The sequence below is a fragment of the Gibbsiella quercinecans genome, assembly GCF_002291425.1.
In the GTDB taxonomy this organism is placed as follows: domain Bacteria; phylum Pseudomonadota; class Gammaproteobacteria; order Enterobacterales; family Enterobacteriaceae; genus Gibbsiella; species Gibbsiella quercinecans.
On sequence record NZ_CP014136.1, the window covers coordinates 3,954,101 to 3,974,193 of the forward strand.

General features: G+C 51.5%; 20 protein-coding genes. 7 read left to right on the forward strand and 13 right to left on the reverse strand.

The genetic code is table 11. The features are described 5' to 3' along the window. Nucleotides 1-94: 94 nt before the first annotated feature. From ACN28Q_RS18175 to ACN28Q_RS18185, 3 genes are all read left to right on the forward strand, one after another. Complete coding sequence (locus tag ACN28Q_RS18175) at nucleotides 95-1,237, forward strand: cobalamin-independent methionine synthase II family protein (RefSeq protein ID WP_165907077.1); 1,143 nt, start codon at nucleotides 95-97, stop codon at nucleotides 1,235-1,237. Between the two features lie 314 nt (nucleotides 1,238-1,551). Further along, nucleotides 1,552-2,091 (forward strand): DUF2058 domain-containing protein, encoded by a 540-nt coding sequence (locus ACN28Q_RS18180; protein ID WP_095847629.1) that lies wholly within the window; start codon nucleotides 1,552-1,554, stop codon nucleotides 2,089-2,091. 202 nt (nucleotides 2,092-2,293) lie between these two features. Continuing rightward, nucleotides 2,294-2,668, forward strand: a complete 375-nt coding sequence (locus ACN28Q_RS18185) for a putative T6SS immunity periplasmic lipoprotein (RefSeq protein WP_329957323.1) — start codon at nucleotides 2,294-2,296, stop codon at nucleotides 2,666-2,668. Nucleotides 2,669-2,863: 195 nt separating this feature from the next. On the opposite strand, the gene ACN28Q_RS18190 is transcribed toward ACN28Q_RS18185, so the two are convergent. Beyond that, nucleotides 2,864-3,859 (reverse strand): sugar phosphate isomerase/epimerase family protein, encoded by a 996-nt coding sequence (locus ACN28Q_RS18190; RefSeq protein ID WP_095847630.1) that lies wholly within the window; start codon nucleotides 3,857-3,859, stop codon nucleotides 2,864-2,866. 34 nt (nucleotides 3,860-3,893) lie between these two features. Between ACN28Q_RS18190 and ACN28Q_RS18195 the strand changes: the two genes are divergently transcribed. Next, nucleotides 3,894-4,064: a hypothetical protein gene (locus ACN28Q_RS18195; protein WP_183102155.1), complete on the forward strand. Its 171-nt coding sequence runs from the start codon at nucleotides 3,894-3,896 to the stop codon at nucleotides 4,062-4,064. Between the two features lie 38 nt (nucleotides 4,065-4,102). Here the strand turns inward: ACN28Q_RS18195 and ACN28Q_RS18200 are convergent, their stop codons facing one another. The 5 genes from ACN28Q_RS18200 to ACN28Q_RS18220 all read right to left on the reverse strand — a co-directional run bounded on the left by ACN28Q_RS18200 (nucleotide 4,103) and on the right by ACN28Q_RS18220 (nucleotide 9,699). Then, entirely contained in the window at nucleotides 4,103-5,212 is a 1,110-nt protein-coding gene (locus tag ACN28Q_RS18200) for an ABC transporter permease (protein ID WP_095847631.1), read from the reverse strand. Between the two features lies 1 nt (nucleotide 5,213). Then, nucleotides 5,214-6,734: a sugar ABC transporter ATP-binding protein gene (locus ACN28Q_RS18205; RefSeq protein WP_095847632.1), complete on the reverse strand. Its 1,521-nt coding sequence runs from the start codon at nucleotides 6,732-6,734 to the stop codon at nucleotides 5,214-5,216. Further along, on the reverse strand, nucleotides 6,734-7,339 hold the full coding sequence (locus tag ACN28Q_RS18210) for a DUF2291 family protein (RefSeq protein WP_095849085.1): 606 nt from the start codon (nucleotides 7,337-7,339) through the stop codon (nucleotides 6,734-6,736). Before ACN28Q_RS18210 ends, ACN28Q_RS18205 begins: the two co-directional genes overlap by 1 nt. Before the next feature lie 20 nt (nucleotides 7,340-7,359). Further along, the gene (locus ACN28Q_RS18215; RefSeq protein WP_095847633.1) at nucleotides 7,360-8,298 is read right to left on the reverse strand and encodes a D-ribose ABC transporter substrate-binding protein; all 939 of its coding nucleotides are present in this window, start codon (nucleotides 8,296-8,298) and stop codon (nucleotides 7,360-7,362) included. Between the two features lie 492 nt (nucleotides 8,299-8,790). Further along, complete coding sequence (locus tag ACN28Q_RS18220) at nucleotides 8,791-9,699, reverse strand: LysR family transcriptional regulator (protein ID WP_095847634.1); 909 nt, start codon at nucleotides 9,697-9,699, stop codon at nucleotides 8,791-8,793. Nucleotides 9,700-9,803: 104 nt separating this feature from the next. Here ACN28Q_RS18220 and ACN28Q_RS18225 point away from each other — a divergent pair, with 104 nt between their 5' ends. Next, nucleotides 9,804-10,433: an NADPH-dependent F420 reductase gene (locus ACN28Q_RS18225; protein WP_095847635.1), complete on the forward strand. Its 630-nt coding sequence runs from the start codon at nucleotides 9,804-9,806 to the stop codon at nucleotides 10,431-10,433. Between the two features lie 177 nt (nucleotides 10,434-10,610). Here the strand turns inward: ACN28Q_RS18225 and ACN28Q_RS18230 are convergent, their stop codons facing one another. The 5 genes from ACN28Q_RS18230 to ACN28Q_RS18250 form a co-directional block, all read right to left on the reverse strand. Continuing rightward, a complete protein-coding gene (locus ACN28Q_RS18230) occupies nucleotides 10,611-12,119 on the reverse strand; it encodes an amino acid ABC transporter permease/ATP-binding protein (protein WP_095847636.1) in 1,509 nt (502 codons plus the stop codon). Nucleotides 12,120-12,180: 61 nt separating this feature from the next. Next, nucleotides 12,181-13,017 (reverse strand): ABC transporter substrate-binding protein, encoded by an 837-nt coding sequence (locus ACN28Q_RS18235; protein WP_230469440.1) that lies wholly within the window; start codon nucleotides 13,015-13,017, stop codon nucleotides 12,181-12,183. A gap of 30 nt (nucleotides 13,018-13,047) precedes the next feature. Beyond that, entirely contained in the window at nucleotides 13,048-14,208 is a 1,161-nt protein-coding gene (locus ACN28Q_RS18240; RefSeq protein ID WP_095847637.1) for a M24 family metallopeptidase, read from the reverse strand. Nucleotides 14,209-14,241: 33 nt separating this feature from the next. Continuing rightward, complete coding sequence (locus ACN28Q_RS18245; protein ID WP_095847638.1) at nucleotides 14,242-15,462, reverse strand: Zn-dependent hydrolase; 1,221 nt, start codon at nucleotides 15,460-15,462, stop codon at nucleotides 14,242-14,244. Further along, nucleotides 15,459-16,649 (reverse strand): diaminopropionate ammonia-lyase, encoded by a 1,191-nt coding sequence (locus ACN28Q_RS18250; protein WP_095847639.1) that lies wholly within the window; start codon nucleotides 16,647-16,649, stop codon nucleotides 15,459-15,461. The genes ACN28Q_RS18245 and ACN28Q_RS18250 overlap by 4 nt, the downstream gene beginning before the upstream one ends. A gap of 121 nt (nucleotides 16,650-16,770) precedes the next feature. On the opposite strand from ACN28Q_RS18250, the gene ACN28Q_RS18255 reads away from it, so the two are divergent. Further along, nucleotides 16,771-17,262, forward strand: coding sequence for an Lrp/AsnC family transcriptional regulator (locus tag ACN28Q_RS18255; RefSeq protein ID WP_095847640.1), 492 nt, complete (start codon nucleotides 16,771-16,773; stop codon nucleotides 17,260-17,262). 221 nt (nucleotides 17,263-17,483) lie between these two features. Here the strand turns inward: ACN28Q_RS18255 and ACN28Q_RS18260 are convergent, their stop codons facing one another. Continuing rightward, nucleotides 17,484-18,257, reverse strand: a complete 774-nt coding sequence (locus tag ACN28Q_RS18260) for a DeoR/GlpR family DNA-binding transcription regulator (protein ID WP_095847641.1) — start codon at nucleotides 18,255-18,257, stop codon at nucleotides 17,484-17,486. Between the two features lie 396 nt (nucleotides 18,258-18,653). Between ACN28Q_RS18260 and ACN28Q_RS18265 the strand changes: the two genes are divergently transcribed. Then, nucleotides 18,654-19,154 (forward strand): 5' nucleotidase, NT5C type, encoded by a 501-nt coding sequence (locus ACN28Q_RS18265; RefSeq protein WP_329957322.1) that lies wholly within the window; start codon nucleotides 18,654-18,656, stop codon nucleotides 19,152-19,154. A 46-nt stretch (nucleotides 19,155-19,200) separates the two neighbouring features. Here the strand turns inward: ACN28Q_RS18265 and ACN28Q_RS18270 are convergent, their stop codons facing one another. Then, the gene (locus ACN28Q_RS18270) at nucleotides 19,201-20,070 is read right to left on the reverse strand and encodes a LysR family transcriptional regulator (protein ID WP_095847643.1); all 870 of its coding nucleotides are present in this window, start codon (nucleotides 20,068-20,070) and stop codon (nucleotides 19,201-19,203) included. Nucleotides 20,071-20,093: the final 23 nt, after the last annotated feature.

Consider the following 20,093-nt stretch of genomic DNA (forward strand, 5'->3'; position numbering starts at 1 on the left):
AAGCACCTAAACAGATCGCGGTGGTCAGGGCAGATAGTCGATGCCTTTCTACCCCGTCTTACTGCAGACTAAACGAAAAAGGAACGAGGTTGGAATGATGTACAAAGTAGAACAGATTGGCTCTTTGCTCCGGCCTGAATGGTTGAAAGAGGCACGCATCCGCTTCGACGCGGGCGAAATCTCAGCGGCGGAGTTCAAGAGTATCGAGGATCGTGCCGTGCGTGAGGCCGTCGCAGTTCAGGAAGCTGCCGGTATGGATGTCGTTACCGACGGCGAGCAGCGTCGGTCGATGTTCTTCTCTTGGTTTTTTGATGCGCTATCGGGATTTGATCTTACTGCATCGTCCAATTTTCCGGGCCTGGAATGGCGTGGCCTGAAGGGGGCGGCGCAGAGCACCAATGCGAAAACGCCCGTTGTGCCGGTAGTTACCCGTAAACTCGCGCGCAAGAAGGCCGTATCGGTTGAAGAGTTCACCTTTCTTCGTGCTATCACTGACCGGCCCAAGAAGATCACGCTGCCCTCGCCACTTCTCGCATGGTCGTTCTGGTCCTCGTCTCATTCAGCGGCGGCCTATCCCGATATATTCGATCTTTTTCATGACGTGGCCAGGCTGCTCCGGGAAGAAATTGAAGAGTTACGTGCTCTCGGTTGTGAATATGTGCAGATCGACGCACCGGAACTGGCGATCCTCATCGATCCTTCATTAAGGGAAGGGGTGAAGGCTCAGACGGGGATTGATACTGAGCGCTTACTCAAAGAGGGGATTGCCTGCATCAACGAGGTCGTCGACGGTCTGGAAGGGATAAAAACCTGCTTGCATATCTGCCGTGGCAACAATGCAGGGCAGTTCTATGCCGAAGGCGGTTATGAGAGCATCGCCGAGGCGCTGTTCAAAGGCGCGCGCAGTTTCGATCTTTATTCTCTGGAATACGACGATCCTCGTTCGGGAAACTTTGAACCCCTGGCGTTGGTTCCCAAGGGCAAAGGGGTTATCCTTGGGTTAATCTCTACCAAGCGGCCGGATATTGAAGCAAAAGACCTGCTTAAGGCGCGAATTGACGAGGCGACCCGTTTTATACCGCTCGAACGCATCGGCATTTCTCCTCAGTGCGGCTTTGCTTCTACCTGGGAAGGCAATCCGTTGACCACTGCAGATCAGGCCAAAAAGCTACAGCTGGTACGTGAGGTGGCGGAAGAGGTGCTGCAGGCACCTTCGAGTGAGTCCTCCCCAGACTGACATATGGCCGAGGGCTAAATGGGGAGAGCATTCCCGTGCATACGGGTAATCTCTTCCCTGCGCTTTTGCAGCCTATAGAATGTCAGCATTTCAATAGGCTGCTTGCGTTTGTAGCTCAACAGACTTGGCGAGATAGCGTGCTACAGGGAATCGCGGCATTTTATGACTTCCGTTATTCTCGTCATCAATGTGTTAGAAGCTTTATCTGCTTAGATAGGCTTCTTTAAACTCAGACCACACCGTGCTGCAACTGGTATAGTCTCAAAAATTACAGGTATAATCCCCTAAATTATTCAACTGGTTTAGAAACGAAGATGACAAAACTCACCTTACAAGAACAACTGCTAAAAGCTGGATTAGTGTCCAGCAAAAAAGTGGCCAAGGTCCAAAGAACGGCTAAAAAATCACGGGTTCAGGCTCGTGAGGCAAGAGCCGCGGTGGAAGAAAATAAAAAGGCACAACTCGAGCGTGATAAACAGCTAAGCGAACAACAAAAACAAGCTGCTTTGTCTAAAGAGTATAAAGCTCAGGTGAAGCAACTCATTGAAATGAACAAAATCGACATTTCAAAAGGTGATATTGGTTTTAACTTCACAGATAATAATTTAATCAAAAAAATAGTTGTGGATAAAACGACCCAAGCCCAGCTGATTAGTGGGCGTCTCGCTATTGCTCGTTTGGTTGTTGATAACAGTGGCAAGAGTGAATACGCTATTATCCCCGCGAGCGTAGCCGATAAAATTGCACAGCGAGATGCGAGCAGTATTGTATTGAATAGTGCGCTTAGTCAGGAAGAACAAGATGAAGACGATCCGTATGCCGATTTTAAAGTGCCCGATGATTTAATGTGGTGATTAACCTTTTGCAGATGCTGATGTATGAAAAGCCCTTTAGGGCTTTTCATTAATATTTTATTTTCAGTAAGTTCACGGAAAAACGCGGCGTTATTCTGGATAGTTGCCAACACCTTTGCGACTAGCCTGGTTTTTGGCTTCCCATGGGGAATAATGAAAGAAACTAAAAATAGTTCCCTCTTATTGATTACCTCATTTTTTTCTGGCTGGATGCTCGGGTTCAGGCGACAGATTAAAAGCAGACGAAACAACAACGGTTAGTAAGATCGGTGAAGACATATGCTTTCAGGTTCCAGATGTCGGGAACTACCCGCCTTCTCTGATCGCAATAAACCCCAGAGGAACGCCGCCGCAAAAGTTGTCAGTAACGGACTCACCTGATCTGGCTGTAGAAAATGGCAAGTTGTGTATCCCGCCCGGTTTTTATCAATTCCCCGATAAAGGACAGTTCATTGTACAATTCATACTCGAAGCTCCTGGTGAGCGGCAGGCACGAAGAAGCATTGTAACGGGGATTGCGTTATCTGGCGGGCATGTTGAAAGCATACCACTCACCGATAGCGAAATAACGCGCTAAGTTGAATCGTGAAGGATGCCTCTCAAAGAGGTGTTCTTTTGTCGTCACTAAACAAACACAGTAGGCTGGCGCCAACAGCCTTCAACGCCTCTGCGGCAGATGCTACAAAGGCGTTGAATAGGTAGGAAACCGGTAAATTTCCCTGCTGCCCCGGTCACCGGGGCAGCCAGGCCTTTCATTTTTGTGGAAGCACTATTATTCCACTTCGATGGACGACAGCAGCGCATTCTGAATAATACGTTGTGCCTGCATGGCATCCTGGCGCGACTGCGCTTCCTGCAACGCCGCGATATCCAGTTTATCCAGCGCGCGGTAAATATGCTTGAGGAAACGGATGGACAGGCGCGCAGCCTCAACGTTATTTTCGCGGAACGGGAACTGATCCAACTGCCACACGCCATCCCAGTTGTTGATCTTCAGCACATAGAAGAACTCAAAGATCTCCGTCATATGCACCGTGCCAACCACCAGATCGTCATCCCAGCTACGCAGGTTATCATTCACATCCATACCAAACAGGCGGCCGCGATCGATAATCAGCTGTGCGGAATCCGCCGGCGATTCACCGCCAAACAGCGCATGGCCGAAATCTAACAGTATGCCAACGTTATCCAGGCCGATATCGTCAATGCCTAACAGCGTGCGAGCCGCCGAATCCCAAGTCATTTTTACCCGTGGTTCACGCGGTTTATACTCAATGGCGAATTTAACATCGGGGTTGGCCGCCGCCAGTTCGCGCATACCGTCCACCGCTAGCTTCCACAGTTGTTTGTGATCCACCTGGAACGGATAGTCCCAACCATCCTGGCCCGGCCACACCTTCACATAGCTAGCGCCCAGTTCACGCACCACATCGGCTGCCTCATTCATCAGTGTCATCGCCTCGGCGCGCGCTACTGGATCGGGGTTGGTAAAGGCGCCGCGTGACCATTTGCGCAGATAGATCTCCGGCGTGATGCCGATGGCCTTCAGCCCAGCGTCATTCAACGCCTCCTTCACCTGGCTTAAGGTCACCCCCGGTGAGAAGGGATAAGGAATATCAACATAGGACAGATCGCCGACCTTTTTGGCTTCCTGGATCTGTTCCAAGGTGCTCAGCGCCGGGCCATAACCATCCACCGCATAGCGATCGATATAGTTAGCGAAATGCCACAAACCGGCGCCAAATTTTGGGTAATTGTAGTGAGTCATTTTGATCTTTCTCCAGGCTTAACAAGGTAAGAAGGTGCATGCAGCCTTGGCGGCAAGAGGGAAAGCGCGTTACACCGGCATGCCCTCCGGCGGGGCCGGCTGCATTCAGTTGAATAATGTGGCGGCGGGCTGTTCGCGCTTTGCTCTGCAGTTGTTCCTTCGACAGATTGAACGGGTTCATCACGCCACCTGGATTTTTATTTAAATGCGAAACGGATAGAAAATTACGCGGCTGCCGGGCTATCAGCCCGCTCGGCTCGCGCCACCTTCCTCAATCAGCGCCTTTTGCGCGACGACCGCGGCTTTTTGCTGCATGCGGTTCTGCATTTGGTCGATGATCACCGCAATGATGATCACAATGCCCTTGATCACCATCTGCCAAAATTCGCTGACGCCCATCATGATCAGCCCGTCCGCCAGGAAGCCGATAACGAACGCCCCGATCAGCGTGCCGACAATCGTGCCGCGCCCGCCCGCCAGTGAAGTGCCGCCCAGCACCACCGCCGCAATGGCGTTCATCTCAAACGAGGTGCCGTTGGCCGGGTGGCTGGCGACTAACTGGGAAGAGACCACGATCCCAGCGATCGCCGCGCAGAAGCCCGAGAGCGCATACACCATGATCTTCACACGTTTTACTCGCACCCCAGAGAGTTCGGCGGCGCGTTCGTTATCGCCGATGGCGTATACCTGGCGGCCAAACGGCAGGCGGCGGGCAATGTAGGCAATGACCAATGCCAGTACGATCATCATCCAAATAGCGTATGGCAGGCCGAGGAAATAACCGGCGCCAATCTGGTCAAAGCCGGTATTGCCGAGCTGCGGATTGCCCTGCAGGCCGGGGAAGGTCTCGCCACCTGATGTCAGCATCGCCGCACCGCGCAGGATGTACATGGTGCCGAGGGTGCAGATGAACGGCGCTACGTTATAGCGGGTAATGATCCAGCCGTTGGCGGCGCCGATCAGCCCGCCCAGCAATAGCACTAGCGGCACAATCACCCAAACGCTGGGGAAGATGGCGATGCCAAACATCGGCAGCACAATGCCTTTGGTGATCAGCCAACCCGCGACCATGCCGCACAGCCCGAGCGTGGCGCCGATGGAAAGATCGATGCCGGCGGTGATAATCACAAAGGTGATGCCGAGGGCAAGGAAGGCATTGATGGCGATATGTTTAATCATGATGACCATGCTGCCCACCGCAAGGAAATCCGGCACTGTAATGGCAAAGAACCCGACGATCAGGAACAGCGCGATAAAGGTGCGCATTTTTAACAGCAGCAGGATCAGGCTCTCGCGCGAGTTAAAGGCCTTTGCCGTGGGTGCGGCCAGCGTGGCCGTCGTGGTATTTTTCATGTCAGAACCCCTGAGCACTTGCTTTCACCAGCGCCGATTCTTCCGCCGCTGCACGTGGAATATCGGCGGTCAGTTTGCCGCCGGACATCACCAGAATGCGGTCAGAGACCGCCATAATCTCTTTCAGATCCGAAGTGGAAAATAAAATGGCAATGCCTTGTTGCGACAGCTTCACCATCATGCGGAACACATCCGCCTTGGCCCCGACGTCAATGCCGCGGCTGGGTTCATCCAGCAGCAGCAGGCGTGGGTTGGTTAGCAGCGAGCGGCCAATCACCACCTTCTGCTGGTTGCCGCCGCTCAGGGCGTTAATGGTCACCTCCGGTGAGGAAATTTTGATCGACAGATTGCTGACGGTATCATTCACCACCGCTTTCTCCTGGCTGCGCGAGATGGCGAAACGATACTCCAGCCGTTGCCACAGGCTGCCGATGGTCAGGTTGCTGGCCACCGATGACACCGGAAAGATACCGGTACGTTTGCGGTCTTCCGGTACCAGGCTCATGCCCATGCGGATGCGTTCTGCGGTATCCAGCCGCAGCGGCACCGGCTTGCTGTCGAGCCACAGTTTGCCGAGATAGCTGCGCTGGGTGCCGAGCAGGCACTCGAACAGTTCGGTGCGTCCGGCGCCCATCAGGCCGTAAATGCCGACGATCTCACCGGCACGCACGTTAAACGACACGTTATCCACCACCGCGTTACCGGCGGGGCCAACGCAGGTGATGTTTTCCGCTTCCAGTACCGGCACGCCGAATTCACGTCCCGGCTCCAGGAAACTGGTGACCGGTTCGCTGCCGAGCATTTGGCGCACAATCCATGGCACATCGATCTCGCTGACTTGAGCCTCCACCTGGAAATGGCCGTCTCGCAGAATGGTGATCACATCGCCAATCGCCATTAGTTCTTCCAGCCGGTGGGAGATATAGATAATTGATACCCCCTGGCGTGTGAGTTCGCGGATCACCCGGAACAGGATCTCCACTTCGGTTTTGCTCAGGGCGGAGGTGGGCTCGTCGAGGATCAGAATATCGGTGTTTTCCGCCAGCGCTTTGGCAATTTCCACCAGTTGCTGCTGGCCGACCTTCAGGTTCGCCACCAGCTCGCGCGGCGAAATATCTTGATCGAGGCGCTGCATCAGCTCGGCGGTGCGTGCTTCCTGAGTTTTTTCATCAATCGGCTTCAAGCCGCTTTGTAACTCGCGCCCGAGGAAAATATTTTCCGCCACCGACAGGTTCTCAAACAGGTTCAGCTCTTGGTGCACCATGCCGATACCCAGCTTGGCCGCCGCGCGGGTGCTGGGCAGCGTGACCAGCTGGCCGTTAAGCCAGATTTCGCCGCTGGTCGGCTGTTGCACCCCGGCAAGGATTTTCATCAGCGTTGATTTCCCGGCGCCGTTTTCACCGATGATGACGTTGACCTTGCCGCGCCAGACGTTGTAGTCCACCTTGTCCAGTGCCAGGGTGCCGGGAAATAGCATCGAAACCCCTTTGGTGCGCAGAATGATTGGGTCGGTTTGGCTCATTACGGTTGCTCCTGCTTCACGCTGACGGCGACCACGTCCTGCACTTTGTTAGGCTGCATCGTGACCGCCAGCAACAGCTGCACCGGTTTGCCCACCCAGTTTTCGTCCATCGGCGGCAATTGTTGCACCGCGTGGCGGTTAAGCGCTTTGGTCAGTTGGGCAAATTGCACCTGGTTGGTGAACTCTTCAAACTTAAAGCCGGCGGCATCGCGTATCGCATTGCTGCGCACCACGGGCCCGATGGCCACCGGCACTGCTTCACCGTTAATGGTGACTGTCAGGATCCGTTCCCGCTCGTCGGCGCCGCCGACTGCAGCTACGGTTCCACCGGCGCGTACAAACACACTGTCGCTGCTGCCGACCTTCACGGTGCTGCTGCGGGTTTTCATGTCGGCCCAACTCATCGCATGCTGATCGGCGCTGACCAGCACTTTGCTGTCCCAAGTGGCCTCCGCCACCTGTTGCGCCGTCTGGTTGCGATAACCGTGCTGCACATTGGGATCTTGCGGAATGATTGGCTGACCGTTAGTGTCGAGATCAACCACTTTGCAGGCGCTTAACAGTAAAGCGGCTGCGGCCAACAGAGCGCCGTGTGCAAGTTTCATCACCATCATCGGCTCCCTGTTTACTGTGCCAGGTTGAAAGTTTTCAGTTTGCTGGCATTACTGTCATCAATCAGCACGCAGTCCATCAGTTGCTTTTCTTCCTTCTGCGCTTTGCCGTGCGTCAGATAGTAGTCCGCCTGTTCAACCGCCATCTGCGCCTGCGCCCAGCCCGGTTGCAACACGGTGGCTTTGATATTGCCCTTGTTGATGATGGAGTCGCGCACGTAGTCGCTGCCGTCAAACCCTACGACCACCACATCCTTTTTCCCCGCGGCCTTCAGCGCGGCTTCGGCACCCAGTGCCATGGTGTCGTTACCGGAGATCACCCCGACGATATTCGGGTGTTTCTGTAGGATAGTTTCCATACGGCTGAAGGCTTCAGTCTGGCTCCAGTTGGCGCTTTGCTGGGCCACCATTTTCATCTCCGGGTAATCATCGAGCACATCGTGATAGCCCTGGGAGCGCACACTGGTGTTGGTATCGGATTCTTTACCCAACAGCTCTATATACTCGCCTTTGCCGCCCAGCAGTTTGGCGAACTTCTCTCCCCCCAACTGCGCGCCCTGATAGTTGTTGGAGACGATCTGCGCCACGGCCACGCCGGTTTTATTTATTTCACGGTCGATAAGGAAGGTTGGGATACCGGCATCTTTGGCCTTCTGTACTGGCCCGACGGTGGCATCAGCCCCGGCGTTATCCAGTATGATGGCTTTGGCTTTACGGCCGATGGCGGTTTCAATCAGTTGATTTTGTTTGCTGACATCATCATCGTGAGAGGCCGTCAACGTGCTGTAGCCGAGTGCTTTAGCCTTCTGCGCCGCGCCATCGGCTTCGGCTTTGAAGAACGGGTTATCGTGGGACGGGGTGATGATGACGATCAGCCCTTTTTCTGCTGCCAGCGCCCCGGTGGAGAACGCCATGGTGGAAAACATTAAACAGGTAAGCAGGGTACGTTTCATTTATTATCTCCATTATGAATAAATATTCAATGATGATTTATTATTCTGTAAATATCATGCATACGCTGTGACTTGTCCAAAAAAACTGTGCGGAAAGGAGAATAGGATCACAACTTTTGTCTCTGTTTTGCTCGCGCTGAACGTGGAGGGGCATTTATGGCGTTTATGCCAAGCGGCAGCAAAAATACGCCGGTTAAGCCCAAGAGCCAGGCTGCAAGCGCGGTTTGGCCATGCCTAGGGCAAAAAAGGGATCGATGCATGCATTGATGCCGATGTTGATTCAGACAGCACGGAAGAGGACGTGGTGGTGGCAACGGTGAGTGTTACAGCTATCGCCAAGCCGACAGACCGTTGCATGGTGGGGCGAGTGAGCGTTCGCCTTTCGGGATGCGCCGGCTTATATCATTTGTCGGCAGCCTGGCAATTGCGTCGCCCATTTTTAGCGGCTTGTTTAACTGATGAATACGGCAGGAACAGGCTGAAAACAGGTTTTTACCTTGGCGAAGGGCCTTTAAGACCAAATTGTTTTCGCATTGCATCAACAAAACTTTTTATTTTCACCGTTGGCCGCAGCCCTGCGGGTAATAATACATGCATCGGGCGGCTTGGCCCTTCATAGTGTGGCAAAACTTGCACCAGGCGGCCTTGTTGAATTTCATCGTTCAGTACGTCTTCCGGCCCCAAGGTGATGCCATTGCCTGCTATAGCCGCGTGGAGAAGGGCTTTCCAATCATTTGAGCGGAACCTTCCCGTTGGTTTTATTTCTTCCGTTTTGCCATTTCTGCTAAAAACCCAGCGGCAAGGCATAGAGGGTGACCAAATACCATAAACCAGGCAAGAATGATGAATAAGATCGGATGGTGTTTCTGGTACCCCTGCTTTTGCTAGGTAACCGGGTGAAGCGCAGGTGATAAGCCGATAAGGGCGCAGGGGCCAGGCGACCATTGAACTATCGGCAAGCTCCCCTATCCTGATAATGACTTCGAATCCTTCTTCAATCGGATCGACGATACGGTCGCTTAATGTAAGCTCAATCTCGGTATCAGGATATTCGGCGAGATAACCATCAATAAAGCGGGGTAAGGAATATGAACCAAAGGTCAGCGGCGCGTTGACTTTGATGATACCTGAAGGGGATGTTTTCATTTCAAGTGCTACGGCATCAGCCGTTTCGGCTTCTGCCAGCACGATCTTACATCTTTCATAGTAGTTACGCCCGATGTCGGTCAGGCTCTGACGACGCGTGGTGCGATTCAATAATCTGGCGCCAAGTCGGGCTTCGAGCCACGCAACGTTTTTTGCCACCATCTGCGGGGATATTTTTAACGTATTGGCTGCTGCGGCAAAGGAACCCAGTTCGGCTGCTTTTACGAAAACCCCCATGCTGGTTAGCTTGTCCACAATTAACCCCGTTTTGTTGTTTATGTTGGTTAAACAATGCACTTTATCATTAAAGAGTAATGAAATAAGTTCTTTTTTCATTCGTGAAGAAAGAGGGCGATGTGATGAAGATCGGGATCATAGGTGCAGGTTTTGTTGGGCGGGCCGTGGCTCAACTGGCTATTAAAGCGGGGCATACGGTTATGCTCAGTAATTCCCGCAGCCCGCAAACGCTGTTTAGCCTCCGGCCAATGATTGGCTGTGAGATAGGCACGGCCAACGATGCGGCGATGTACGGCGATATTGTTATTATCGCCGTGCCTCTTACGGCTATCGGGCAGCTTCCGCGGGGCGCGCTTAGCGGAAAACCGGTGATTGATGCGGTTAATTATTATCCTGAACGGGATGGGCAGGTTGAAGCACTTGATGCCGGGCAGACAACAACCAGTGAACTTTTGGCCGAACAACTGCCACAGGTGAAAGTAACAAAAGCATTTAATGCCATACCCATGACGCAACTGGAAACTGATGGGCTGCCCGCGGGAGATCCGGCCAGGCGCGCGCTGCCTGTTGCCGGCGACGATCCCGCAGGTAAAAAAATCGTTGCTGATCTTTATGATGCCTTTGGCTTTGACTGCGTGGATGTTGGCCTGCTGTCTGAAGGATGGCGTTTCGAAAGAGGTATGCCGACGTATTGTGTACGTATGACAAAGGGCGAACTGATACAGGCGTTAAATCAAGTTTCCCGCCGTTGAATCGCAAAAATATAGGCGGGTGAGGTGATAGGGGGGATCTTTCCCCCCGGTGCGGCCCTTTAGGCTGTTTTAAGCCAATGGGCCAGGAGTGAATCACCATGTCCCATATAGAAACTGATTATTTTTTTCAATAACATGGTGTCATTCAGGTATAAATTTTTTGATATTTTTATCGCTTCAGCTCACATTCTTGAGGAATCGCTGGAGCCTTTCGGAACGGGTATCATTCTTTAAGACCTCGGGTTTTGCATCATGAATGATTTCACCTTTTTCCATATAAATTACTCTGTCGGAAATGTTAAAGGCGAAGTTCATTTCATGCGTTACGATAATCATCGTCATTCCTTCTTTTGCCAGTTCCTCAATGACCTTCAGCACTTCGCCCACCAGTTCAGGATCAAGAGCCGATGTCGGTTCGTCAAACAACATAACAGAGGGCTGCATGGCCAGAGCTCGGGCTATCGCTACACGTTGTTGCTGACCACCGGATAGCTGATGAGGATATTTGTTTGCATGCTCGGCAAGGCCTACTTTTTGAAGCATAGCCAGACTCAGTAACTTGGTCGCAATCCGTGTGTCATGCTTGTGATACAGCGGTGCCAACTGAACATTTTCAAGCACCGTCAGATGAGAAAATAAATTGAACCCCTGAAATACCATTCCGACATGAACTATACGTTCGAGATGATCTTTCTCGTTATATTTTTTCTCTGAATATGATCCTACCAAAAAAGGTTCATTATGCAGCCAGACTGCACCATTGTTCAGTGTTTCAAGCCCATTAAGGCAACGGATTAAGGTTGTTTTCCCCGAGCCTGAAGGGCCAATAATGGAAATGACTTCCCCCCACTTCACCTTCAGGCTGACATTTTTTATAACCTCATTTTCACCGTAGAATTTCTGCCCGCGTTTCAACTCTAAGGCAAACTCACCTTTAGGTTCGATATTCAGCTTACGGCGGGTTGCTATCTGAACAGAGGGGACGTCAAACCCATCTGTTACACCCGGCGTCCTTCTTGATATGTCGAGATATCTTTCAAGCCACTGTAGCAGGAACCCAAAAACAGTAACAATCAGAACATAATAAAATGCCACTGCAGTCAGCGTTTCGAGAATAAGAAAGTTTTGCGTATATAATTGTTCACCAACCAGCAGAATCTCCGCCAGTGAGATAACTGACACTAACGATGTTAACTTAACAATCGTGATGTATTCATTTATCAGCGTTGGCAGCGCCACGCGAAATGCTTGTGGGATAACGATTAAGCGCTGAACACCAGGGAACCGTATGCCAAGCGCTTTACCGGCCTCCAGTTGGCCTTTAGGTATAGACAGTAATCCACCACGGTGAATTTCAGCAATATAAGCGGATTCACTCAACACCAGCGCGACCAGGCCAGCAATAAATGGGTTGCCTAAAAACTGGCTGGTCGAAGCGAAAAATTGAGGCAGATTGTAGACAAATATCAGCAAAACCAGCAATGGCACGCTTCGGAAGAACCAGATATAGGATCTCGCAAAGTAACTGAGAAATGGATTTTTTGACTGCTTTAACAGAGCCAGAAAAAAGCCAAATACGATACCCAGCACCCATGCACACAGGCTGAGCTCAACCACTGTCCAGGTGGCCTGCCAAAAAGATTTATTAAAGAAGAGGCTCAGCAGATAATGCCAGTCAAAGTTCATTTCCCATTCTCCGGAAAAAATGAAAGAGCCATACAGAGGGTATGACTCCGGGGTTGGGTCATTAATTCTCTTTGTAAGCTGCGGCGATTTCTTCTGCCGTAGGCTCCTGAAGATTATATTTTGTCAACAGCTCCTGATATTTCCCATTCTTCTTAACTTCCTGAAGCGCTGAGGTCAGTGCGTTCAACAGCTGATCGTTGCCCTTGGCAACACCCAGCCCAATAATGACAGGTTCGAGGATGTCTTTAGAGGTAATCTGCAGCCTTCCCTTAGTCTGATTAACCATCATTTGTGATACTGCTGCATCATCAAATTGCACGTCTGCGGCATGTGAGAGCAGGGCCTGTGCAGCTAACGGCGATGATGAGTATTCCTGAACCGTTATTGAACCCAGTTTATGCTCCGCACAATATCCCTCAGATAGCTTATGCAAGGCAGGAACCCATGCCGCGCCTTTTAAAGATGCAACCCGTTTTCCACACAAATCCTGCTGAGTTTTCGGTTTAAATGGGCTTCCATTAACCGTCATTAATGCTCCACCTGTTTTCAGGTAGGGGATATAGTTGATCTGCTTAGCACGCTCTGGCGTGATATAGAGCGCCGAGGCAATCACATCATAATGATGCCCTGTCAGCCCTAAAATCAGGCTCGCAAAACGCGTATCTATGGTTTTTGTTTTGAGCCCGAGTGATGAACTCATTTCTTTCATTAGGTCAGCGTCAAAACCAGCCGCCTCGCCATTTACCTGATAGTCATATGGGGCCCACGTTAAATCTGAACCGATGGTAAGAATACCTTCCTGCTTAGTTTCAACGGCCGCATGGGCGCTAAAAAGCACGCCTGTCAGAGTAATAGCAAGCAGCGATTTCGTTTTTATGAAATTAAATTTACAAACCATGATGAACCCCCTGATGAAACAGATAAAGTTTTAACGATCTATTACAATCAACTCACGAGGTGCGCGTCTCGTCAGTATTTGCGGACCAGACGGCGTGATATGAATATTTTCTTCATGTACAAGCATTTTCCCTGGTGCGTATTCCATCCCCGGTTCAATGGTAATTACCATCCCTTCTTTAAGAACGGTGTTATCTCCCGGCATGTGTGAAGGTGGTTCCGTTAATTGCAACCCAAGGCCATGCCCGAGGCGGCCAACGTTGTATCCTTGTGCGCCGGCCTTCTCCAGAACGTTGCTCATACAGCGCCAGAGGTCTGTTGTTGTTGTGCCAGGAACGGCAAGCTTGATAGCGGCATCGGTCGCATCCCATAAAGCTTCATTTGCTCTAAGGGCAGCATCAGGCACATTACCAAAGCCAAAATTACGGTCGAAATCACAGAAGTAACCGTTGACCGTCGCACCAACGTCAATAATGAGGATATCTCCGTCATTGATCGTCCTGCTGGATGGGCGCGAAATGATCTGCTCATAGCCGCCATGTCCTGATGCTGCGGCCATGAAAGGAACGGAATGAGCGCCTGCCAGAATAATGTCAGCGGTTAACTGCTGGCCGATCTCACGCTCAGTTTGTCCAGCGCGGGCATAGGTTGGCAATTTATCAAATGCGTTGCAGACAAAGGTGCAGGACTGATGAATATAAGCCACTTCGGCCAACGATTTGATCGCCCGGACATTCCAAATGCATGGCGAGCCATCAACAAGCTGAGCATTTTTCAGCCTGTCCTTGAGCAGGAATAAATCGTTCAGTGGCATGCGAACAGCTGATTCACGCCCGAATTCCATACCAATCCGGCCAAAGCGTTTCGGGAGTTTCTCCAGGGCGCCAGCGAGAAGCGTGACGCCATCATCTGCCGGGCATGGCGCAGGCCAGCTCAATGTGGCGCTGATCCAGCTACCTTTCAGCAGTGGCGCGCCGATTTCCGGCACGATCGCGGTGCACAATCCTTCAGCGGGGATCAGAAAAAACCACGGTCGCGTCGGGCTTTCCCAGAACTGGCTGTCAAATCCGCTGAAATAACGAAAATTTGGTGGAGAAGTAACGAGCAGACCATCAAGCTGATGCACTTGCATTTCTGCCTGTATCCGCGATAGACGTTCTTCAAACTCCTGAGACGTGAAGGCCATATCCATTTTTAACTCCTGAGTTACTCTCTGAATGAGTGGTTATTTAGCGAATTTCCAGATGACATCAGCCAGGATCTGAGCACCGAGTGCCAGATCTTCAGAACGTGTGAATTCTGCGGGGTTGTGACTGATACCACCGACACTGGGGACGAATATCATTGCTGTTGGGCAGATTCTGGCAATCATCTGCGCGTCATGGCTCGCTCCTGAAATCATGCTCAAGATGCGTGAAGTTCTTGTGCTTGCAGCGTCTCTAATCGCTGTCGATATTTCAGAAGAGAAGAAAACGGGTTCGGCCCGGGAAATGTTTTTCAGGCTCACGGTGAAGCCTTTTTCTTCTAACTGACGCGCTTCCTGATGCAGATAAATATCGGCCTGGCGCAGTTGCGCAGAATTTGCGTCACGAAAATCAATAGTAAAGCGGGCATGTCCGGGAACCACATTGATTGAACCCGGCCCCAGGCTAAATGTGCCAATAGTGGCAACGGCAGGGATACCTTCACTGGCCGACATCCGCGTAATGCATTGGGCGACTGACATCGCGGCCTGGCCTGCATCCCGGCGCAGGTTCATCGGCGTGGTTCCGGCATGGTTTGCGCTACCGTGAATATCAACTTGCCACCAGGAATGGCCCTGGACGGCTTCAACAACGCCGATCTGATTGCCCGTAGACTCCAGGATCGGTCCCTGTTCAATGTGGAGCTCCAGAAACTTCCCCGGTAGTTTATGCCAGGGATCGCGTTCTCCGTCATACCCCAGACGTTTAAGCTCGCGGCCAAAACAGTCACCGTTCCGGGTCTCGGCACCAAGCGCTTCGCTCAGGCTGATGTCTTTGACCATCACGCGGGAGCCGAGAAGATCGGGCGTGAATCTGACGCCTTCTTCGTTGCTTAACACGATGACTTCAATCGGCGTGCCGGGTTTCAGGCCCTGTTCTTTGATCGTTTGTAAGACTTCAATGCCAGCGATGACGCCGTAACAGCCATCAAGTTTGCCTGCACTGTTCACCGTATCAATATGGGAACCGGTGCATATAGCGGGCTGCTCGTTTTCGCCAGGGATAACACCGTGAATATTCCCAATCTTATCAACCCAGACTTCTGCCCCGGCTTCCTGCATCCAGTGAATAATCAGATCCCGCGCCACCGCATCTTCATCACTAAGGGCCAGGCGTGTCAGCTCGCCACTGGCACTGAGACCGATTTCGGCAAGCGTATCGAGCCGGGTTAGCAGACGCACTGCGTTGATTTCAGGGGTCATAATGTTTCTCTGCCCTTTTGGAGAAGTGATGCATACAACGATTCGTCCGTTGCCCCTTCGGTGTTGATTAACAGCACCACGGAATGCTCATCAATGCCCAGAAGTTCACGCGTGCTTTCAGATCCAACGCAAGCTTCAAGTCCCGCAAGACCCGCGGCGCCACTTTCACCCCCCTGTACGGAAGGATCACTTCCTACAGGCGTCGCCAGCCGTGCCATCGCATGCAGGTCTTCATCATCAGAAATCGTGATGAACGCCGTTGCTAATTTTTTAAGAATGGACCAAGCCAGCATGGACGGCTCATAACATTCCAGCATCCCCATCACCGTGGGTTGGCTTTCATCAAGCCGAACGATCCGGTTATTGATGCTGCTAGAAAACACGCAGGCCGCTTTATCGGGTTCCACCACAATAAATTTTGGGGCGTGCTCGCCGAGCCTGCTGTGAATATGTGCAACTACTGCAGCAGCGAAACCACCCACTCCGGCCTGCAAAAAGATATGGGTAGCCTTTTTGCCTGTAAGAGAGAATTGCTGCATCAGTTCATCTGCCATTGGCAGATATCCCTGCATGACCCAGGTAGGGATAACTTCATAGCCGGGCCAAGAGGTATCGGAAACAACGTGCCAGCCATTTTCTTTTGCCGTCGCAGTGGTGAACGCGATGGAATCGTCATAGCTGCCATCGATCCGGATAACGTCAGCCCCCTTGTCCCGGATGGCAGCGGCGCGGCGCTCACTGACGCCTTTATGGATATAAATGACTGAGCGGCATCCCAGGCGCGTTGCGGCAGAAGCCACTGCCCGTCCGTGGTTTCCATCTGTGGCGCAAGTGATGGTGATCTGAGAAGCAACCTTCCTCACCTCGGGGCTGTCGATCTCAGAGGCTGCGACGTCCCTTCCGAGCGTCTTCCCTGCGACTTCCAGCACCAACCGGATAACGGCGTGCGCTCCCCCCAGGGTTTTGAAACTGCGTAAAGAAGAGCGTTGGCCTTCATCTTTTATAAAAATTTCTGCAATCCCTAAATGAACAGCCAAATTCTTCAATTGATAAAGTGGCGTGGTTGCGTAATCGAAACACCACAAGTGTTCTTTGATCTCTGAAATAAGATCGGAACGGAAAGGATCTAATTCCCGGGCATCCTGTAATGCGCGCTGTTGGTCAGAAGCGTTTATGTGAAGTTGCATCTTTCAGTCCTTGCTGTCAAAGTGACCAGAGAGAATATATGATCATGTATGAGAGAAGTGCTGTCGTAATCTGAGTAAGAAAAGAGAAAATTTCTCTCATGGAATTTTTAAGGATGCATTCATGGCAAAGGCATTAAAGGCTATCGATGAATTTGATAAGAAAATTCTTGATATAGTTCAGAGGGATAATCACACACCTGTTCGGGAAATCGCTGAAAGAATCAACCTTTCATTGCCTGCGGTAGCCAAACGATTACAGCGATTAAAGGCCAGTGGATATATCACCCATAATAAAAGCATATTATCCCCAAGCCTGTTGGGCATTAATAACACCATCATTGTAAATGTGTCCGTTGAGAATGAGGCCGTTGAGGAGCTCGATGAGATACGCGATCGGTTCCTGAAGTGCCCGCAAATCCAGCATTGCTTTTATGTCACTGGCGATATTGATTTTGTGCTTATTCTGGCTGTAAAAGATATGCAGGAATATGAACGGCTTACACGGGAGCTTTTCTTCGAGGGGGGGAATGTTCGCCGGTTCAGAACCTACGTTGCTATGGATAGAGTCAAATCATCACAGGATTTGTATTTGAGCAACATTGAAACGAATTAATATCCGCCATTCAGCATTCACTATTCGGTCAGGGTAGAAAGAAGGGTTATTCCTGTGAGAACAATAACTGTCTGGCCATAAGAAAAAGCTATTTTATACAAAGCCAGACTTACATTTGAGGTGCGAAGCCACCTGTTCCTGAACTGGTCTGGCGCGAACCGCTGGCAGCGCCAGCCCGGTATGTTCAACGCGTGTTGCGCCGGGCGGATAACCCTTGTGGCTCATACGGCAACCTGTATCACGTTCAGATATTCTTCAAGCTGCCGTAGCGCGGGGGCAGGGGCTTTGTTATCGGTCACCAGATGATCAAGCGTGCGCCATTCACTGAATTTAAACAGGCCGGCAATAGCAAATTTGCTGCTGTCGCTGACCACCACGCTGACTCTGGCACAGTCAACCATGGCTTTTTTCAGTTCGGCTTCTTCATAGGATGCGGTGCAGGGGCCTGTGGTGCCGGAGAATCCGTCTGTTCCCAGAAAGGCAAGGTCTGCCCGTATGCTGTTGATCTCACTGACACCCCAACCGCCCACCGCACCCATGCTGGTGCTTCTTAATTTGCCGCCCAGCAGATAGACCTCATTGCTGCTGGAAGCCAAAATCTGTGCGCTGTTTAATGAATTGGTGAAGATCTTCAGGTTCTTCTTCAGTGCAAGCAGCCTGGCAAGGCTATATACGGTGCTGCCCGTATCCAGCACGATCACGCCGCCTGCGGGCACAAGCGCCAGCGCCGCCTGGGCCAGCTTATTTTTTATTTTTTGGTTTTCATTATTTTTCTTATCGAAAGGCTGCTCTATCTCCAGAAAATGGCTGGTGGGCACCGCCCGCCCATGATTTTTTTTGACGATCCCTTGCTTCTCAAGTTCGATCAAATCTTTGCGGATGGTTTCCGTCGAGACGCTAAAGCGCTCGGCCAGAGTCCCCACGCGGACACTTCCTTCGGTGAGCAGCACTTCGGCCAGATAATGGCGCCTTTGCTGGGCAGAACTTAACGACATGCCGATATTCCTTATATCAATGGAATGCGTGATGAAACCGATAATTCAAGCGGGCCGGGTTTGGTTTTTCATCCACGATGCTAATCAACCATAGCGTTCTGCCGCCGCCTGTCGCTAGGAAAATCATGTGCGTTCACCACGGATCTGTGATCCTGCCAGCATTTTTTATTTTGGGATTTGCTGGATTAAATCGCAATCAGTATGTTGTGAATTTGCGATTTATTGCCATAAAAGTGTGGCTTTAAAACCCAATATCACAAAAATAAGTCGCCTGCGTAGAGATATCATTGGGGGTAACCTTTGGCCGCCAGTGAATCCGTTACAGGCGTTTATCGCGTGTAGTGATACTGAACGAGGTACGAGCGGGGGGGCGAGATGGCGCGGATTGCAGTCGATATGGATGAAGTCATCGCAGACTTCAATGTGAAAATGGTGGCGGCCTTTAATCATCGTTTTAGTGAAACATTAACGCTGGAGCAGCTGAAAGGGCAGACGATTCAGCAACTACGGCCCGATCTGCGTGAAGACATTAACCAGATGATCGGGGAGCCTGATTTCTTTGCCGATTTGCCTGTCATGCAAGGCAGCCAGGAAACGCTGCGGCGCATGGTACTGAAACATGATGTGTTCATTACCACGGCGGCGATGGAATTTCCGCTGTCATTTAATGCAAAATTCCGCTGGCTCAACGAGCACTTTCCTTTTATTGATCCCTTGCATATTGTTTTCTGTGGTTACAAGGGCATCTTACAGGCGGATTATCTGATAGACGATAACGCCCGGCATTTTGCGGGCTTTAGCGGGAAAGGCATTTTATTCAGTGCCCCGCACAATATCGCTGTAACAGGGTTCCCGCGCGTGGAGAACTGGAAGGAGGTTGCTGAGCTGTTTTTATAATTGCCACGCAATACGATAACCGCTTTTTTACCGCGGTAAAACAGAATCATTGTTTAGCATAGTGGTGCAGGCACTGGATAATCATCTGATGTAAGGGCTTATGCTGATCGGCCTGGCGCGTTGCGACGATCAGTTGGCGGCAAAAGGTGAGATCGCCCAGCGGCACTATTCGCACGTGGTTTTCGCGTTCGTGCCATAGCCCTGCCTGTGGCACCAAGGCTACGCCCAAATTGTTTTCCACCATCTTGACGATGGCGTCAATTTCGTCAATTTCCAGCACCTGATTTGGCTCCAGCCGTTGTTCGCGTAAAAAACGCGTGACTAACCGCCCACCGAAAGACGTGCGGTCATAACGGATGAACGGCTTTTCCCGGATGATTGCCAACGGGTTATCGCCCGCCAGATCGGGCGGTGTAATCAGTACAAAAGGCTCCTGCTTGAGCGTTTCGTAATACAGATCTTTGCTTAACGCAAAGGAAGGCTTTAGGGCAATCGCCAAATCAATATGCCCGGCATCCACTTGCGTTAATAAATCAAATGAAACGCCGGGCAGCAGCTTCATTTCCAGCGCAGGCGCCTGCCGATGCAGTTGCACCAGCATCTTCGGCAGCAGGCCGGTCTGAACGGTGGCAATCGCGCCAATCTTAATGGCGCCGCGATAGCGATCCAGATCTTCCGGCTGCGACATGCGGGCAAAAATAGCCAGAATCTCTTCCGCCATGGGTAACGCCCGGTTGCCGGCGGTATTCAACTGCGCGGTGCGCCCTGAACGATCAAAGAGCTGCATACCCAGCGCCTCTTCCAGCGAGCGAATCTGGGCGCTGACTGCGGATTGCGTCAGGCCGATATGTTGCCCAGCCGCGGCAAAAGTACCGAATTGCGTTACGGCGACAAAGGTTTTGAGCTCTCGTATCATGACGACCCCATTCATTAATAAAA

Bases quoted from the DNA above. Each gene is read 5' to 3' on its own strand.
- ACN28Q_RS18175 (WP_165907077.1), top strand. From the start codon at position 95: ATGATGTACAAAGTAGAACAGATTGGCTCTTTGCTCCGGCCTGAATGG.
- ACN28Q_RS18180 (WP_095847629.1), top strand. From the start codon at position 1,552: ATGACAAAACTCACCTTACAAGAACAACTGCTAAAAGCTGGATTAGTG.
- ACN28Q_RS18190 (WP_095847630.1), bottom strand. From the start codon at position 3,859: ATGACTCACTACAATTACCCAAAATTTGGCGCCGGTTTGTGGCATTTC.
- ACN28Q_RS18200 (WP_095847631.1), bottom strand. From the start codon at position 5,212: ATGAAAAATACCACGACGGCCACGCTGGCCGCACCCACGGCAAAGGCC.
- ACN28Q_RS18205 (WP_095847632.1), bottom strand. From the start codon at position 6,734: ATGAGCCAAACCGACCCAATCATTCTGCGCACCAAAGGGGTTTCGATG.
- ACN28Q_RS18210 (WP_095849085.1), bottom strand. From the start codon at position 7,339: ATGAAACTTGCACACGGCGCTCTGTTGGCCGCAGCCGCTTTACTGTTA.
- ACN28Q_RS18215 (WP_095847633.1), bottom strand. From the start codon at position 8,298: ATGAAACGTACCCTGCTTACCTGTTTAATGTTTTCCACCATGGCGTTC.
- ACN28Q_RS18225 (WP_095847635.1), top strand. From the start codon at position 9,804: ATGAAGATCGGGATCATAGGTGCAGGTTTTGTTGGGCGGGCCGTGGCT.
- ACN28Q_RS18230 (WP_095847636.1), bottom strand. From the start codon at position 12,119: ATGAACTTTGACTGGCATTATCTGCTGAGCCTCTTCTTTAATAAATCT.
- ACN28Q_RS18235 (WP_230469440.1), bottom strand. From the start codon at position 13,017: ATGGTTTGTAAATTTAATTTCATAAAAACGAAATCGCTGCTTGCTATT.
- ACN28Q_RS18240 (WP_095847637.1), bottom strand. From the start codon at position 14,208: ATGGATATGGCCTTCACGTCTCAGGAGTTTGAAGAACGTCTATCGCGG.
- ACN28Q_RS18245 (WP_095847638.1), bottom strand. From the start codon at position 15,462: ATGACCCCTGAAATCAACGCAGTGCGTCTGCTAACCCGGCTCGATACG.
- ACN28Q_RS18250 (WP_095847639.1), bottom strand. From the start codon at position 16,649: ATGCAACTTCACATAAACGCTTCTGACCAACAGCGCGCATTACAGGAT.
- ACN28Q_RS18255 (WP_095847640.1), top strand. From the start codon at position 16,771: ATGGCAAAGGCATTAAAGGCTATCGATGAATTTGATAAGAAAATTCTT.
- ACN28Q_RS18260 (WP_095847641.1), bottom strand. From the start codon at position 18,257: ATGTCGTTAAGTTCTGCCCAGCAAAGGCGCCATTATCTGGCCGAAGTG.
- ACN28Q_RS18265 (WP_329957322.1), top strand. From the start codon at position 18,654: ATGGATGAAGTCATCGCAGACTTCAATGTGAAAATGGTGGCGGCCTTT.
- ACN28Q_RS18270 (WP_095847643.1), bottom strand. From the start codon at position 20,070: ATGATACGAGAGCTCAAAACCTTTGTCGCCGTAACGCAATTCGGTACT.